We start from the raw sequence: 16,826 nt of genomic DNA, 5'->3' as shown, positions 1-16,826 counted from the left end.
TATCAGTAACTTTTGCATAACTTATGCACATTTTTACATTTAATTAACCAAACATTTGCATTACTACTATTGATAATCTGCATTCGTTTCATTAAACTGAAAGCAAGTCTTAATAAATACTGAATGGGTGAGGTTATGTTTCCACTTGAAAGACAAAATAAAATAATCGATTTATTAAAAACAAATAATGTTTTAAAAATAACTGAGCTAACTGAAGCTCTAAATATATCTACTGATACTTTACGAAGAGATTTAAATCTACTTGAAAAACAAGGTAAAATAGAGAAAATATATGGTGGTGCGAAAATAGCTGAGTCGAAGTTTTTTGAATCATCAATGGAAGAAAGAATGGTAAGTCACTTAGAGGAAAAAGAAAAGATTGCAAAGAAATGCACTGAACATATTGAAGATGGAGATTGTATCTATTTAGATAGCGGCTCTACTACACTCCAAATTGCAAAATATATTAAAGATAAAAAGAATTTAACAGTCGTTACGAATTCGATCCCAATCATCAATGAGCTAATGAATAGCTCAATTGAATTGATCATAATCGGTGGTAAAATTAGACGAAATGAACAATCGGTTGTTACGTACGATTACTTATTTAATTTTAATGAATTAAATATTCTAAAGACGTTTATATGTGCGAGTGGAATTACAATTGAAAAAGGAATTTCCGATTATAATTTAGAAGAGGCTATTACAAGGAAGAAAATAATTGAGTTATCCAACCTTAATTATGTAGCAGCTGACAGCACAAAATTTGGGAAGAACGTCACTGTTCATATAGCACCGCTTGAAAAAATTGATTATATCATTACGGATTCTCATATAAATAAAAGTTTTATTTCTAAATTTAATAAGACAAATACAAATCTGGTAATTGCAGAATAAATAAAAGCAGGAAGGTTCTCAGTTTTAAGAGAACCCTCCTACTTTCATTTATACGATAAGTAGTGTTGAAAACCAAACCCGCTAATTCCAAATGACTAACACCGCTAAGATACCCACAGTTACATATATTAACAACCTTCAGATCTTAATACTGTTCAAATAAAAAAGGGCCTCCATCTGTCAGCCTCTGTGACTAATGGAACCCCCATATTCTACCTTTTTCAACATACTCTCTTAGAATCTTTTTCAAAAAATCTAGTTTCATATTGTCCAGCTACGATGTAATTTTCATTTTCATTGCAGATTCTCCAGCCATGACCTTTTACGTAATCGCATGGAACAATTAATTGATTTTCTAAGTATACCCTTGAAACGGTGCTATAGCCTGAATCATTTTGACTGGAGGTTGTGTACACGATTCCATTATGCGCACTAATATCTAAATAACTTCCATTGCTTTTTGTACTGTAGCATTGATTCCAACGACAATTTTCTTTGTATAGACTTTTGATCGGTAAGTATTCTACAACTCCATCTCTTCCCCTACATGAACCACTGACTGTAACGAATAGTCCATTATTTACTAGCATCGATGAAATCATTTTATCAGACTCCGCTTTCACTCTTATGAATTTATATGTGCGTAAGTCTAACATCCAAATTCCACCATCAGTTGGATGAATTTTTGTACCAATAAATAACATACTGCCATGTAAGCATAAAGAGCGTATGGATGGTGGTTTACTTACTTTAAATGGAGAAATGATTTTCCAAGTTTCACCAAAGTTTGTTGATATGTAAATTACTTTATCTCCATGTGCTACGACCAGTCCGTTCGAATTACAACATACACTCCATATACTTGCTTTTGTAGGAAACTGCTTGATGATCCAGTCTTTACCTTCATTTAGACTCTTAATAAACAGCCCGTTATCTCCAACACCATATACAATTCGTCCTACACTTTTCAGATCACGAATTTGATTTTTTATTAATGGAAAGTTGTAAGTCCTGTTTCCATCATAATCGATGATCATTCCATTATTTACAGTAGCTATAATCGTACTACCATTTTCAGTTCTTGTTACTGCTGTAGAACTGAACATGTTATTCATACAGTTCCCTCAAATTGATCTTCAAACTGGCTAATATAGTTAATTGCAAATGTAACACAACGATCAATGTCTTCTTCCGTTTCCGGTGCTAATTCTACTTTTAATCCTTCCTCTATTATTTCAGCACCACATTCTTTTAATCTCTCTTCTAATAGATCTACTGCAGCGCAAAACTTAGGATAAGCATGATCGCCCGATCCAAATACAGCAGCTTTTTTACCAGTTAAATTTAAGGTTTCAATGTCATCGTAAAAATCTTCAACTTCATATGGAAGCTCTCCGTCTCCCCACGTATAAGCCCCTAGTATGATTCCATCAAATTCTAATAATTTCTGGGTATTGATATTTTCAATATCTTTCATCTCTATATCATGGCCCATTGTATCTATACTTGATTTAATTAACTCAGCTATTTCCTCTGTGTTACCTGACATACTTGCAAAAGCGATTAAAATTTTAGCCATTCTGCTCTCTCCTCTTCCATGCGTTTTATTTATGACCATTATTTAAACAGCATCTTTATTTGTGAAGAATTTGTTCTTTAATTCTTTTAAACTACGTAATTCATTTGCAATTGTAAGAAATGACTCTCGATCATTCACATCAAGTGCTTCGTTAATTTTAAAATTCAAATGATTTATTTTAAGATCTATATCCCAGATGGAACAAAGTACACCACTTTCGTATAAGCTTTGTATGTCTTCAACATGCAAGTAAAATTCAAAATCATTGTTGTTATCAACTAAATAATGCCATCCTAAGCAATCAACATATTTTCTCTCACTAGTCATCGTCCATAAATCGCCCTCACTAAATTCAATTACGTGTTGATGCTTTTGACCTGGACAACAACATGTTACTTGCTGATGAAATGACTCTAAAATAATGAAATGTTTATCCATCAACTGCCTCCTTAATGGCTCTTTCATACCCATCCTGATTATTTATTTTTAATAAGAGAATCAATCATTGTTTGATATTGATAATCATTTTCAATTGTAATTTTATATGATAATGATTATCAGTGTCAATTATATTTTTAATTCTTTTTCTTTATGACTGATTTATAAATCTGTATTTACAAGAGAAAACGAGCGTATCCAAAATGATTTTAAGGGCAAATGCTTCCCTTTCCGGTATTTTTTTAGTGACATAAAATCTTCATCCCCAACAAAAAAAGAGCCTTGCCTAATTGGCAAGACTCATAGTTATTAAACAGCATACTAAAAAACGCGCGTCGCAGCACTCTTATACATATGAGAATAAGAACGGAATTTTTAAAATGCAACCATATACTGTCTCAATTACTTTACTAAATTGACATAATGGCTTCAATAAAACACTTTATCTTCGCTGATTCGAACCCCTTACATAAAGGATAATAATCGCAAAAATAATCATTCCACAAACAATAAAAGGCATTAAGCCTGAACTGTAAACCATATATACTCGAATATGACGTATTGCATTTATAACTATAAAAAGCACCATACATAACCATAAAATAACAATAAGAGCCGCATTCTTATTTCTTCGCATAAACATCAGCCCCTTTCAATAAAGCAACTACAAAAAATACTGTTTGTTTTATTATATAGTCGAATTAACGAATCAATGACCATACGTTTATGAGTATATGTAAAAGTTTAAAAAAATTAAAAGGATAGCTAGGTTATTATAACTAGAGCTATCCTATGGCTTCCATTATTGATAAATCGAAAAATCTATAATATCTGCATATGGCACATCATTTTTAATCTTATTTTCTAAATCAATAAGTGTATATTTTTGCCACTCTTCTAATCGATTCATATCCCATATGTGGACAAATAAATGGTGCAAAAATATTTCTCTCAATTTAAGAAAAATCGGGATTTGTTTTACTATGTCATTATGAAGAAAGTTTTCTAGTTTATATCCTTTAAAGAAGTTCACCATAAATGTCTCAATAAACTGATCACTTATTTTATTAAAAGAGTTCTGTTGCCAATACGCATGATAAAAAGCTGTAGCAATATCCTGTGCGAACCAATTAAATGCACAATCATCAAAATCAATCGAAAAGAGAGTATTACCGACTAAAATTATATTCCCTTGATGAAAATCATTATGAATCATTCCAAATGTATCGGATGTCACACTAAATTCTGAGAGCTTTTCCATGTGTTTATCATAAATCCCTTTCATATTAGGAACTAACTGATCTCTAATGCCAAAAACATCAATACGATTCGGTGACCAGATAGGACGATGAACTTCACTTAATTTATACTTCTTGGCTAAAGAATGTATCTTCCCCAATTTTTTACCCCATTGTTCAAACAGGTGTTTATTCCAATGGTTAGGGTTTGTCACATCAATTTGTTCGCCATCAATATACTCAAAATAAGTTATGACTCTTCCATCTTCTTCTCTTAAATTACGATCCGCTCTTGGGACATTTACTCCTTGCATATGTAAAAAATTTATAAAATCAATTTCCTGTAACACCATTTCTTTTGTTTTTCCTAATTTAGACTGCCTAACCACCCTATTATAGTCTTTATCATAAAATACATCATTTTGAAGCCCTCCGCCTAACCGAACTTGATTACTTTGCTTCCTTTTCATTAAAAGTCCCTACTATCTTATAAAATTTTATACAATCCCATTTTTGTGTTCAGAACAAAAATATATTAAGATATTTTTAAGTGTTTAATCTTTTCTATATAAAATATTCTACTATTCAATTTAAGGAGTTTTCAAAATATGAGTATGCCATTTGAATTTAATTGGTTAATTGTAACGAACGATCACGCCGTTAGACACGAAAACAATCTATTCACGCTAGAGCAAAACGGATACCATTTATATCCCATTGACACACCAATCAACGTCACCCGAAAGAGTGATGAAAAACCTTTTGGAGTAGCTGTTATTGAGAAAATCGAATGGAGAAATAACAATACATATATGCTTTATGAACTAAAAGCAATTGATACAGTTAATTAAAAAGACACCACTACTTATATTAGAACCTAAAACGACTGTCAAAAATACAGTCCTTTTTTTAGTAAAAATAAAAAAAATTTGAATTAACAGCTAAGAAAAAGATTGTAGTTTGCGCAAATATGTACATTATTTTGTAGGTTCAAATAAACGGATAGCTTTAATTCGCTATCCGTTCATTTGAAACCTTATTAATAATCATTATTTAACTGTATAATCGTTTGATATGCTTGTTTTGCTAATGCATTATGTCCAAATTCGTTTGGATGTACTCCATCAGTGCCTTCAAAAAACTTTGATTTTAGATTCTGGTGATGTTGAAATGGAATTCGAAAATCAATAAGTTTAAATTGATTTACTTTTACCATTTGCTCGATTCGATTGGCTAGCTCTTGTGCCTTCAACACGAATGTTTCAAAACCAGAAATCGGTTCCCATACTTCTTCATGATTGATAAGATCTATGTGAATTGGTGGATGGATTGCTACAATAGGTTGAATTCCATTGTGAATTGCTTGCTTTACCATCGAATAAATATTTGAAAGTATATATTTTATTTCAACTTCCCACCACAAATCATTCCCACCTGCACAAATAATAACATGTGATGGATTGTTTAATACGACATCATGGTAAAATCGTGACAACATTCCAGTACTTGTATCACCTGAAATTCCTTTATTAATAATCTCGACTGATAATTCGTTTTGAAGGATAGTTGGCCATGCATCAACTTTTGATATTCCTAAACCCTCTGTAAGACTATCACCTATACATACAATTTTCATCTTTCTCACCATTGTTCTTTTATAGCTTTTTGACCTACTCTTGGTCTTATTTTTACTAAGTAAACAATTCCACTAACTCCAAACATAAAGATGATATTAATCGTAAATGCAATAAATCCTGAATCAAAATCTTTTAAAAATTGAGGTGCATGTGGGAATAATGTCCCAAATGTTGTATTTTTTATTGTTACGTATGCAACTGTAGTAAGTCCAGATAGTATCCCTGCTACTGCTCCAATTTTTGTAACCGGATTACGTTTTAAAAACGTAACAATTAATGCAGGGAACAATTGTAAGACAAAACTATATGCCATCAATAAAAGAGAAAGCATTGTCTTACCACCATAGAACGTAAAGACTAATGCTATTAAAGCTATGATCGGAACTAAGATTCTTGTAAGTCCCGCTAATTTCGCTTCACTTGTATCAGGTTTTATTACTTTATAAATATTTTTAGAAAGTAATGTTGAAGCCGTTAATAATAACAACGAACTAGGAACTAACGCTGCAAGTAGACCAGCTGAACCAATTACACCAATAAACCAAGGTGGAAGTGTCGCTTTAGCAATTTCGAATAAAACTAAATCAGTTCGTCCTCCTGGAATATGTGGCATTTGTAAAAGTGCAGTAAAGCCAATAAAAAGAATAAAAACCATCAGAATTTGATAAAGAGGTATTAGTGCTGCATTTTTACGTAATGTTTTTGAATCTTTTGATGATAAACTCGCACCGAAAACATGTGGCCACATATATTGACCGAGCGCAATAATTAAACAAACTGACACATACCAAGAAATACTATAGCCAGCCTTAGGTAGTAATAGGAAACCAGGCTTAGCAGCATCTAACGTTCTAAACATCGGTTCTACACCACCATAATAATGGAAAGGTAAATAGATCCCTAAAAACAAAATCGTTATGAGCATCAAAATATCTTTTAATATAGCAGTGAATGCTGAACCATGAATTCCTGAGATATAAACAAAGATTGTCACAACAATTACACCAATCCATACTGCTAAATTTGGAGAAATAGCTCCGTATGAAGCTTCAGATACAATAATTTTTATACCATTTAGTTGAAGTACCATATATGGAATAATGGAAACTACTCCAACTATTGCAACGATCAGTCCTAAAGATTTACTATTATATTTTTTAACAAAGAAATCTGGTTGAGTTAATAAATTATGTTTTTTCGCATAACGCCAAATATGAGGTAAAATCCAAAATGGAATAATATAAGTAACAGCACAGAAAATATAGATTACTGGTCCCCCCATTGAATAGGAGGCACTACTAGCACCTAGGAATATAAAAGTTGTAAACATTTCACCAGCCATTAGGACAAACATAATAATACTACCAAAATTTCGATCTCCCACTACCCATGATTCCAATTTCATTTCTCTTCCTCTTTGGGCACGTATACCTAAAAAAAGTGCTAACAGAAACGTAATTCCAATTAATAGAATGCTCATTGATTTTCCTCCTGCTTCTCTAAAATTGCATTACTAATAAAAAGGCAGACAGATGTAATGACTAACCAACTCGCTGACCAAAATACAATAAACGGTAATCCTAATATGTAAGGCTCCACCCGATTCACAATAGTTAATGATCCTATGAAAGCAAAGATAGTTAAAAAAATTGCAAAATATTTCATTCTATTTCCCCCTTACCTCTCAATCGGTTGATTTTTTACAAAATTCTGTTAATAATTCGTAGACTTATGTTAAACTCGTTTTATAAAATAGTAAAATATTAGCCTCTTATTGTAAGCGCTTAAAAAGGAGCATACATTATGAACAGTTATTCTAATCTTTCAGAAATACTAGAATTCGATAAAGAAGTGTTGTTAAACATTTTAAATTATTCTTCTGATGAAATTTATATTTTAAACCGAAATCTTGAAATCATTTATGTTAATAAAATGTGTGAACAACATTATGGTCTACGTCAAAACGAAATTATAGGAAAACATAATGATATTTTTTTGGAAAAAGGGTATTGGACCCCATCCATCATTCCAATTGTTTTAGAGAAAAATAATACCGTCACAATTAACCAAACCACACATACTGGTAAGGAATTAGTCACAACTGCCATTCCAATATTCAATCCGATTAATAAAAAATTGGATTTCATTTTCATTACATCTCGTGAAAAAAACTATATATCTATTATTCATAATAACATTCATGAAATGGTTGATTCGAGAGAACAATTTAATTCAAATGGATTTTTAACAATTGATGATGAAATGACAAATATCATTGATTTTTGTAAAAAGGTTGCTCCCGTTGATACAAATATTTTAATTCAAGGTGAATCTGGAACTGGAAAAGGTGTGCTAGCGAAATATATTCATGATTTAAGTAATCGGAAAAACGGTCCTTTTCTTGCCATTAATTGTGCTGCAATCCCTGAAGACCTATTGGAATCTGAGCTATTCGGTTATGCTACTGGTGCATTTACTGGAGCCTTAAAGAATGGAAAAATCGGCTTACTCGAAACGGCAAATGAAGGAACAATTTTTTTAGACGAAATCGGTGAAATTTCCTTAAAATTTCAAGCGAAACTACTCCAAGTATTACAAGATCGTAGCTTTTTTTCAGTAGGAGGCAGAGAATTAAAAAAAGCAGACGTTCGTATAATAACGGCAACGAACCGTAATCTTTTGGAAATGGTAAAATCAAAACAGTTTAGAGAAGATTTATTTTACCGATTAAATGTAATTGATATTCAAATTCCGCCACTTAGAAACAGAAAAAAAGATATTTCCTTATTAGCTAATCATTTCTTAACTGAGTTCAATCATAAATACAAAGTTAACCGGTCGTTTTCATCAAATGTAAAAAATACTTTTGAAGCCTTTCAATGGCCAGGTAATATTAGGCAACTTGAAAATATTATTGAAAGACTCGTTATTACTAGCGAATCTGTCATCCGATTATCTGACTTGCCATCACAATTAATTCCTGATGATTGTAAAATCACAATCCAAGAAGAAAATTCATTAGAAAATATTTTAGAAGAAACTGAGAAAAAAATGATTATCGAATCTTACAAGATTCATAAAAGCTCTCGTAAAGTTGCAAAGGATCTTGGTTTAAGTCAAACAAAAGCGAACAAATTAATCCAAAAGTATTGTAAGGTCTAGTAGACTTTGAAAGATTAAATTAAAAGGGAGATACTTCTGTAGTATTTCCCTTTTTATTATTGGAAGCCAATACGACTAATTAATTTTTTTGAGTCTGTAAAACATTCAGTTTTGAAGCTACCAATTCGACGATATAACTCCCTACTTCTGATGTTGACGATGATCCACCTAAATCAGGCGTTAAGAATTTTTTTTCAATTAATAATTCCTCAATTGCAGTAAGAATTACCTTACCATACTGTTCATACCCTAAATAATCAAGCAATTGGCTAGCTGACCAAATTGCTGCGAGTGGATTAGAAATCTGTTTTCCTGATATATCTGGTGCTGAACCATGAATCGGTTCAAACATTGAAGGATATTCTCTCTCGGGATTTATGTTTGCTCCAGCTGCAAGACCCAAACCTCCTGCGATGGCTGCACCTAAATCTGTTAAAATATCACCAAATAAATTAGAAGTCACTACTACTTCAAACCGTTTCGGGTCTTTAATCATAAGCATAGCAGCTGCATCAACAAGATAAGAGTATGTTTTTACTGAAGGATATTCTTTGCTCACTTCTTCAAATATTTGATCCCAAAATACCATAGAATAGTTTAAAGCATTACCTTTACTAATACTTGTTAATGTTTTTCCTTGTTTAAGGGCTACTTCAAATGCATAACGTATAATGCGCTCAGTACCTTTGCGTGAGAAAACACTATTTTGTAAAACTACTTCATGTTCTTTTCCTTTATATAGCCAATCACCTGCTCCTGCATATTCGCCTTCTGTATTCTCTCGGATAAATAACATATTAATGTCTTCGGTTACCATATTACTTAGAGGACACGGTGCTCCTTTTAATAGGGTTACAGGACGTATATTTACGTATTGATCAAAGCTTTTACGAATTTTTAATAACAAGTCCCACAATGAGACATGATCAGGTACACCAGGAAATCCGACAGCTCCTAAATAAATTGCTTCAAACTCTTTTAATCTTTCAATTCCATCATCATCCATCATTTTTCCGAATTGAGCATAGTATTCACATCCCCAAGGAAAAGATGTAAATTCGAATTTAAATGAATCATCGAAACTAGCAATTTTATTTAATACTTTCACACCTTCATTAATCACTTCTGGACCTATTCCATCCCCTGGAATAACTGCTATTTTATGAATTTTCATATCAGATTTCCCACCTTATTAACATCAGTTTTGATTCCAGACAATTAGCTTCAATTCCGTCATTTCTTCTACTGCAAACTTTATCCCTTCTCTTCCAGTACCACTTTCCTTTACACCACCATATGGCATATTATCAACCCGAAATGTTGGAATATCGTTAATGATGACCGCACCTACATGAAGTTCATTTGAAGCAAGTAATGCATTCGATACACTATCCGTATAAATCCCAGCCTGTAATCCATAGCGTGAATCGTTTACATGAGAGATAGCTTCCTGAATTGATTTCACTTTGTTAACCGTTACAATTGGAGCGAAAACTTCCTGACATGAAACTTTTAAACTAGAAGTACCATCAGCAATTATTGTAGGCTCTAATATATTCCCTTGTGTTTTACCACCTGTAAGTATATTTGCATTGCTTTGTTTTGCATCATTAATCCAACCTAACGCCCGATCTAATTCATCAGGTGAAATTAATGATGAAAGATAGGTTTCATGGTCGAATGGATTACCTAGTTTTAGTTTTTTAGTTGCTTCTACGAATTTGTTCGTAAACTCTTCGTAAATCTCTTCATGAACAAAAATTCTCTGTAAAGAAATACATACTTGTCCTTGATTTGAAAAGGCTCCCATTACACATCGATCAATAATTTTATCAACGTTGGTATTTTTATCAATAATAACTGCGGCGTTTGATCCAAGTTCAAGCGTTGTTTTTTTTAACTTCGCTTTATTTCTAATGTTAATCCCAACACTTGTACTACCTGTAAATGTAACCATGTTTACACGTGCATCTTCAACAATCGTGTCACCAACTGTACGTCCTGGTCCCGTTACAACATTTAATACACCGTCTGGTAAACCAGCTTGTTTGAATAACTTAGCTATAAATAGTGCCGAAAGTGGCGTTTGAGATGCCGGTTTTAAAACGACGGTATTACCAGATGCAATAGCTGGACCAACTTTATGAGCTACTAGATTCATAGGAAAATTAAACGGAGTAATCGCTCCAATTACACCAATCGGATTTCTTACTGTATATCCTACTCTTCCTATACCACCAGAAGCAGCATCGAATGGAATTGTTTCTCCATGAATTCGTTTTGCTTCCTCCGCGGCAAATTTATATGTTTCTATTGTTCTTGTTACTTCTCCCATTGAAAACATTATTGGTTTAGCTGTTTCCTTTGTAATTATTTCAGCAGCTTCATTAAAATTTTCTTTTAATAACTGAACGACATTTTCAAGAATTTGTGCTCTCTCAAACGCTGGTATTCTAGCAAACTCATCTTTTGACAGATAGGCTACTTCGATTGCCTTTTTCGTTTGTTCTTCTGTAGCAACAGCAATCTCTGAAATTACTTCTCTTGAAAATGGAGAATACAAATTAGAATACTCTGTTGTTTGTACTTCTTCACCATTAATGAATAAATATTGTTTCATTGGACCTACTTTGTTGATCATCATTCTTCCTCCAGTGCTTTTAGGACAGTCTCATGGAACTGAACAATTGCTTGCTCTGAAGAAGAATAGAAGCCTTTATTAAATGCTCGTGAGCTGAATCCTACTTGTTCAAGTTCAACCAATTCAACATCTTCATTACGTACTACTTCAGCAAATTCAACTAAGTCTTTTTCTTCCTGTGTTAAATTTTCATCTCTAAAGTAGTATGTGTAAACTCCAAGTGTTGTCTCATGATCGATTGGAATCATTTGGATTGTGGCAATATTTCCTGGGCCTGGATAAATCGTCATCATTAAATTCGGCCATAACCAATAGAATGTACCACCTTGCATTTCTACTTCATTAAAATCTAATGAACCCATTTTCTTATTTGCTTTCACAACAGATCCTTGAACAGAATAATTCTGACATGTAATAATTTGATAGTCTTTCATATCTAAAGTAGCCACAAAGCTTGGATGAGCTACATGACAGTGATCACATTCTAAATAATTATCAATAAATGCTTTCCAGTTTGCTTTAATAATTCTAGATCTACTGCTCGTTCTTTTTAATTCACTTAAAAAAGTAAACTTGCTTAGCTTTTCAAAAAAATCTCCATAAGTCTCAATTAATGATGTAGCATCGTCATCTAAATTAACGAAAATAAACGCCTCTGCAATTTCCATCCTTACAGCTCGTAAACAAGCATTTGATACACAAGCCAAATCTTCTCCTTTAAAATTAGGAGCTTTATTTAATTTACCATCTAAATGAAAAGTCCATCCGTGGTAACCACATTGTAGAATTTTTTTATTTCCACTTTCATTCTTCTCTAGCTTAGTTGCTCGATGTGGACAAACATTATAAAAAGCTTGAATAACCCCATTCTTGTCACGTGTTACAATAATCGGTTCACCTGCTACTTCTGCTGTAAAGAAATCTCCTATATTTTCTAGCTGGCTAACATGTCCAACTAACTGCCAAGACTTTGAAAAGATCTTTTCTTGCTCTTGCTCTAAAACCTTTGGATCAGTGTATAAATCATAAGTTAGCGTTCTCTCGAAATTTTCAGTCGTTGCATTTTGTACTTTGTTAAAAGTCATTTGTTTTAACCCCTCTCATTTCCCTATTTTCTACCCCTGTATCTTTTATATTGCAATATCCATGCCAAAATTTAAAAATACCTATAAATCAACATTTAATGATTCAAAACGACTCGAGCTAATAAAATAATCGAATTGAAAACAACTCGAATGAGTTGTTTCCAATTCGATTATTTGAGTTTTTTCACTCACTCATCGAACGATTATGAGTAAGACTATTTAAAAATAAGCATCTGTTGTCGTTAATAGTTGATTTTCGGGCAAAAGAAAACCACCTTTTATAAAGGTATTAATAGAGTCAAAAATAAAAAACTCGTTATTTTTTACGAGTTTTTCAGCTTATCTTATTGGGTTTAAAGACTTCGAATAGATAATTGGAGCATTATTTTTACTAACCATCTCAATAATACCAATTTCTCTTATTTTCCCTACAATCGTATCATTTCGATATAAACAATAATTATATGCTTCAACTAGTTTATCCGGTGACAATCTATTAGCTAACGTACAATGTGGGATCCACTTTTCAGGTAGATAAATAGACTTTGGATTATCATTAAAATGTTTAAACTGAATATGAAAATCCTCATGAAACTCAATCAAATTTTTAGTAACATTTGGTGAAAAATATAATATGCCAGTATTTAAAAACGATCCAATTGAATTAAAACTAATATCTATTTCCAGCTTATTTTCATAAAAATCATCTAATTGTTCAATAATCCTTAGCTTATCTAAACTGTGATAACTTGCTAAAGTAATATGAGGTTTACGATCTACTACTTCATCAGCATAGAAAGAAATCGATTTTTCTCTTAACTCTGTCCAAATATCTTTAATAATTTGTTCGGTTTCTGCATCAAATAACGCTACAACTCCGTACATCATCTCTTCCTTCTTTCTAAACTTATACTAAATCCATATGCATAATAAAGAGCTCACCTTTTCTCCCCATTACTCTATTTCCTTTATCAATAAATCCACTTTTTAAATAAACATGCTGTGCAGCAATATTTTTATGATTCACACCCAAAATAATTTCATCTCGCTTGGGGAAATTCGCCTTTACAAAAGAAGGTAATAAATTTAAAGATTGTTTCGCAATCCCTTTACCCTGAAAATTTGTATCAACAGAATAAGCCCTTAATAGAATTGCATTTTTATTATCACTATATTGTCTAACTCCATCCCAACCATGCAAAACAAAAAATCCTGCAACATCATTGTTACTCAAAATTAAAATGGCATGACGATCAGCCTCTAATACACATTTATCTATATTCTCTATAGGTAAACCAGTAAATTTTAGATGCTCATCAGTTAGAAAATAGTTTTTTAATTGATCATCATATTTGTCATTATAAAATTGTAAAGAAATAGTATTTGTCGGTAATAAAGAATTAGGCATGAAAATATCCTCCAATAAAAATATAATTATAAGAATAGTACAACAATTACAATCGTATTTCTACAGTGTTTTTTTAACTAAATTATTACAATTCTTAATCAACTATATTTAATTGATGGAGGGTTAAATAATAATATGTACTCATTTAATAAACAAAAAACCACCTCTCTAGTGGTTTTTCCTCGATAGTTTTCTTTAAAACTTATATTTGCTCAAATGGTTCTGGATACCTTTGCTGAAAATATGATAATAAATCGCTTTTCTTAAGAAGGAGATTTAAACAAATTTGCTGGCTTATCGCAGATTTAAATACAAGTTTATTGCAAAACTGACACTTTTCCTTTTCAATAAATGCATGTTTAATAGACAAAGGGAAAATCGTCTTTTGTTTTCCAGCTAATAATATGTAACCTTGATGATTAACGGAAAAGCTTATTTTATAACCGTCGTACCCTCCAAGCTTACTAATTACCACGTTTTGAATATCTAAGTCTTGAATCACCATGTGAAATAGCACCTCCGTTTTCAACAAAATATATGACGAAATGCTATTTTTATGACTCATTATCGTTAAATATTTTCATAAAAAAATAAAAACTACCCAAAAAGTAGTTTTTTATCACGATTTCTTTATTAATTTATTATTTTACTTTGGTCGACGATTGTCAAAAGCCATTTTATAGCTAATTAAAATTGCTCAGAATAATGTTCTTGGAAATAAGCTAATAATTCATTTCTTCTATTAAATAATGTTGGACAAACTTGTTGACTAATATTTGATGAAAAAACTAGTTTATTGCAAAGCTGACATGTTCCTTTTTCATTAAAAGTGTGAATTAAAGACAAAGGAAATAATATCTTTGTTTTACCGACTAAAAGTGCAAACTGCTGTTGATCAATCGAAAATTTAATTTTATAGCCTTTATAATCCGTATGTTTTGCAATTTGTATGTTTTGAATATCAAGTTCAAGCTTTGTCACTTTGACTAGCACCTCCGATTAAAGGGTTGGATTAAGATTTTAATAGACTTGTTTACGCTTGTATTTCCTGACAACTTGTATAATCTATATTATTAGTTTACTTAACAAAACTTTCATAAAGCAATAATCTTATCTTCATCTACTGACATAAAAAAATCTATTATGTTTTTTTAATTTGCTGAATAGTAAAAATATCACGCTATTTCTTTGTTTTTTTTTTAGTAAATTTTGAACTAAATTTACTTTTTCGGAAAAATTTAACACTAAATAAGTGAAGACATCTATGTACTTATGTTAGAATTTAAACTAAATGTGATCTCACATTCTAAATAATTTAATTACCAAATTCATGTAATCTAAGATTTGCCCTTACTATCAAAAGAGGTAAGGGATTTTTCTTTGTTATTTCTGTTATTGGTTAGAGGGAAGGTAAGTAATGAAATCAAAATCAGCAAGTACCTTAATTAAGTTAAATTTGAAAGGAGAAAGAAATAAAAAACGAGCATTAAACTCAATGGCATTAGTTGGCCTTGCATCAACATTAACAATTCAAATTCCATATAATACTACTGCAGCTGCAGCCTCTATTGATTCCAAAACTCTGCAATCTAGTACACTTTATTCAAATAATAATATTAGTACATATAAATCAATCGGTAATGGTGTCCATGTAAGATCTGGAGCTGGTACCTCTTATCAGATTTTAGGTAGTGTTAATAAAAATCAAAAACTTGATGTAATTTCATCGTCTAATGGTTGGTATAAAATAAAATTTAATGGGTCAACTGGATATATTAGTGCTTCTTATGTTGGAAAAGTTACCGAATCGAATATTATTAATAATAATCAAGTGGTTACTTCGGGGAACTACATTTCTACTGGTAACGGTGTCCGCATAAGATCAGGCGCTGGAACTTCTTATCAGATTTTAGGTAGTGTTAATAAAAATCAAAGATTAGATGTAATCTCAGTTTCTAATGGTTGGTATAAGGTGAAATTTAATGGGGTAATAGGGTATATTAGCGCATCCTATGTTGGAAAAGTTACCGAATCGAATAATAGTAATAATAATCAAGTGGTCAGTTATGGAAACTATATTTCTACTATTAATGGTTTACGCGTAAGATCTGGGGCTGGAACTTCTTATCAGATTTTAGGTAGTGTTAATAAAAATCAAAAACTAGATGTCATCTCACTTTCTAATGGTTGGTATAAGATAAAATTTAATGGGGTTATAGGGTATGTTGGTGCATCTTATGTTGGAAAAGAGACTGATTCAAATAAGACAGATTCAAACAAGGTAGATTCAAGTCAGACAGATTCAAATAAAGTTGATTCTAATAACTCTCAATCATTTGATGTGCAAACTTTAATCACCTTATCTAAAAAGTATTCAGGTGTACCTTATATTTGGGGTGGGGAAACTCCATCAGGTTTTGACTGTAGTGGATTTATTTCCTATGTATTCAAAGAATCTGGATTGTCACTTCCTAGAACAAATGTTGCAGGATATTGGTATAATAGTTCAAATTTAAAAACTGTAGATGACTTTCAACCTGGAGATTTAATCTTTTTCGAAAACACTTATACTTATGGACCGTCCCATATGGGTATCGTGATTAATAATAATGAGTTTATCCATGCAAGCAGTAGTTCAGGAGTAACTATTTCTAAAATAAACAATTCATATTGGAACCAACATTTTTTAGGATTTAAAAGATTTAAATAAGTTTTCAACATCTTACTTGAAAAAAGAACTT

Annotated in this window: 19 protein-coding genes; 4 read left to right on the top strand and 15 right to left on the bottom strand. The window is 31.6% G+C overall.

Annotated elements, in window-relative coordinates; all coding sequences use genetic code 11:
- Positions 1 to 135 precede the first annotated feature (135 nt).
- Positions 136 to 897: a DeoR/GlpR family DNA-binding transcription regulator gene (locus tag AB1282_RS10860; protein ID WP_056471706.1), complete on the top strand. Its 762-nt coding sequence runs from the start codon at positions 136 to 138 to the stop codon at positions 895 to 897.
- Between the two features lie 221 nt (positions 898 to 1,118).
- Here AB1282_RS10860 and AB1282_RS10855 read toward each other — a convergent pair whose 3' ends face one another.
- The 5 genes from AB1282_RS10855 to AB1282_RS10835 all read right to left on the bottom strand — a co-directional run bounded on the left by AB1282_RS10855 (position 1,119) and on the right by AB1282_RS10835 (position 4,622).
- Complete coding sequence (locus AB1282_RS10855) at positions 1,119 to 2,012, bottom strand: WD40/YVTN/BNR-like repeat-containing protein (protein ID WP_056471702.1); 894 nt, start codon at positions 2,010 to 2,012, stop codon at positions 1,119 to 1,121.
- Positions 2,009 to 2,476 carry a flavodoxin gene (locus AB1282_RS10850; RefSeq protein ID WP_429899074.1) on the bottom strand — a complete coding sequence of 156 codons (468 nt, stop codon included), beginning with the start codon at positions 2,474 to 2,476 and terminating at the stop codon, positions 2,009 to 2,011. The genes AB1282_RS10855 and AB1282_RS10850 overlap by 4 nt, the downstream gene beginning before the upstream one ends.
- Positions 2,477 to 2,518: 42 nt before the next feature.
- On the bottom strand, positions 2,519 to 2,914 hold the full coding sequence (locus AB1282_RS10845) for a hypothetical protein (protein ID WP_056471695.1): 396 nt from the start codon (positions 2,912 to 2,914) through the stop codon (positions 2,519 to 2,521).
- A 442-nt stretch (positions 2,915 to 3,356) separates the two neighbouring features.
- Positions 3,357 to 3,551 carry a hypothetical protein gene (locus AB1282_RS10840; protein WP_056471692.1) on the bottom strand — a complete coding sequence of 65 codons (195 nt, stop codon included), beginning with the start codon at positions 3,549 to 3,551 and terminating at the stop codon, positions 3,357 to 3,359.
- A 165-nt stretch (positions 3,552 to 3,716) separates the two neighbouring features.
- Positions 3,717 to 4,622, bottom strand: coding sequence for a phosphotransferase enzyme family protein (locus AB1282_RS10835; RefSeq protein ID WP_056471690.1), 906 nt, complete (start codon positions 4,620 to 4,622; stop codon positions 3,717 to 3,719).
- A gap of 138 nt (positions 4,623 to 4,760) precedes the next feature.
- On the opposite strand from AB1282_RS10835, the gene AB1282_RS10830 reads away from it, so the two are divergent.
- A complete protein-coding gene (locus AB1282_RS10830) occupies positions 4,761 to 5,003 on the top strand; it encodes a DUF2584 family protein (RefSeq protein WP_056471688.1) in 243 nt (80 codons plus the stop codon).
- Positions 5,004 to 5,191: 188 nt separating this feature from the next.
- Here AB1282_RS10830 and AB1282_RS10825 read toward each other — a convergent pair whose 3' ends face one another.
- Genes AB1282_RS10825 through AB1282_RS10815 form a run of 3 tightly spaced genes read right to left on the bottom strand, consistent with a single transcriptional unit; the run spans position 5,192 to position 7,454 of the window.
- Positions 5,192 to 5,788 carry a GDSL-type esterase/lipase family protein gene (locus AB1282_RS10825; protein ID WP_056471685.1) on the bottom strand — a complete coding sequence of 199 codons (597 nt, stop codon included), beginning with the start codon at positions 5,786 to 5,788 and terminating at the stop codon, positions 5,192 to 5,194.
- Positions 5,789 to 5,793: 5 nt separating this feature from the next.
- Positions 5,794 to 7,269 carry a sodium:solute symporter family protein gene (locus AB1282_RS10820; protein ID WP_056471683.1) on the bottom strand — a complete coding sequence of 492 codons (1,476 nt, stop codon included), beginning with the start codon at positions 7,267 to 7,269 and terminating at the stop codon, positions 5,794 to 5,796.
- Entirely contained in the window at positions 7,266 to 7,454 is a 189-nt protein-coding gene (locus AB1282_RS10815; RefSeq protein ID WP_056471680.1) for a DUF3311 domain-containing protein, read from the bottom strand. Before AB1282_RS10815 ends, AB1282_RS10820 begins: the two co-directional genes overlap by 4 nt.
- Before the next feature lie 138 nt (positions 7,455 to 7,592).
- On the opposite strand from AB1282_RS10815, the gene AB1282_RS10810 reads away from it, so the two are divergent.
- Positions 7,593 to 8,951, top strand: a complete 1,359-nt coding sequence (locus tag AB1282_RS10810; protein WP_390312470.1) for a sigma-54 interaction domain-containing protein — start codon at positions 7,593 to 7,595, stop codon at positions 8,949 to 8,951.
- Positions 8,952 to 9,030: 79 nt separating this feature from the next.
- Here AB1282_RS10810 and AB1282_RS10805 read toward each other — a convergent pair whose 3' ends face one another.
- From AB1282_RS10805 to AB1282_RS10775, 7 genes are all read right to left on the bottom strand, one after another.
- Positions 9,031 to 10,125: a tartrate dehydrogenase gene (locus AB1282_RS10805; RefSeq protein ID WP_056471674.1), complete on the bottom strand. Its 1,095-nt coding sequence runs from the start codon at positions 10,123 to 10,125 to the stop codon at positions 9,031 to 9,033.
- Between the two features lie 24 nt (positions 10,126 to 10,149).
- A complete protein-coding gene (locus AB1282_RS10800) occupies positions 10,150 to 11,592 on the bottom strand; it encodes an aldehyde dehydrogenase family protein (RefSeq protein WP_056471671.1) in 1,443 nt (480 codons plus the stop codon).
- Positions 11,592 to 12,677 (bottom strand): aromatic ring-hydroxylating oxygenase subunit alpha, encoded by a 1,086-nt coding sequence (locus AB1282_RS10795; RefSeq protein ID WP_429899073.1) that lies wholly within the window; start codon positions 12,675 to 12,677, stop codon positions 11,592 to 11,594. Before AB1282_RS10795 ends, AB1282_RS10800 begins: the two co-directional genes overlap by 1 nt.
- Before the next feature lie 339 nt (positions 12,678 to 13,016).
- Entirely contained in the window at positions 13,017 to 13,562 is a 546-nt protein-coding gene (locus AB1282_RS10790) for a 2'-5' RNA ligase family protein (protein WP_429899072.1), read from the bottom strand.
- A 22-nt stretch (positions 13,563 to 13,584) separates the two neighbouring features.
- Positions 13,585 to 14,085, bottom strand: coding sequence for a GNAT family N-acetyltransferase (locus tag AB1282_RS10785; protein ID WP_429899071.1), 501 nt, complete (start codon positions 14,083 to 14,085; stop codon positions 13,585 to 13,587).
- A 202-nt stretch (positions 14,086 to 14,287) separates the two neighbouring features.
- Positions 14,288 to 14,590 carry a hypothetical protein gene (locus AB1282_RS10780; protein WP_056471657.1) on the bottom strand — a complete coding sequence of 101 codons (303 nt, stop codon included), beginning with the start codon at positions 14,588 to 14,590 and terminating at the stop codon, positions 14,288 to 14,290.
- A 182-nt stretch (positions 14,591 to 14,772) separates the two neighbouring features.
- Positions 14,773 to 15,066: a hypothetical protein gene (locus AB1282_RS10775; RefSeq protein WP_429899070.1), complete on the bottom strand. Its 294-nt coding sequence runs from the start codon at positions 15,064 to 15,066 to the stop codon at positions 14,773 to 14,775.
- A 436-nt stretch (positions 15,067 to 15,502) separates the two neighbouring features.
- Here AB1282_RS10775 and AB1282_RS10770 point away from each other — a divergent pair, with 436 nt between their 5' ends.
- Positions 15,503 to 16,795: an SH3 domain-containing protein gene (locus AB1282_RS10770; protein WP_429899069.1), complete on the top strand. Its 1,293-nt coding sequence runs from the start codon at positions 15,503 to 15,505 to the stop codon at positions 16,793 to 16,795.
- Positions 16,796 to 16,826 lie beyond the last annotated feature (31 nt).

Source organism: Gottfriedia sp. S16(2024) (assembly GCF_050473765.1).
Taxonomy (GTDB): domain Bacteria; phylum Bacillota; class Bacilli; order Bacillales; family Bacillaceae_G; genus Gottfriedia.
Note: the sequence above shows the minus strand (reverse complement) of the source record. Positions and strands in the feature narration are given on the sequence as shown.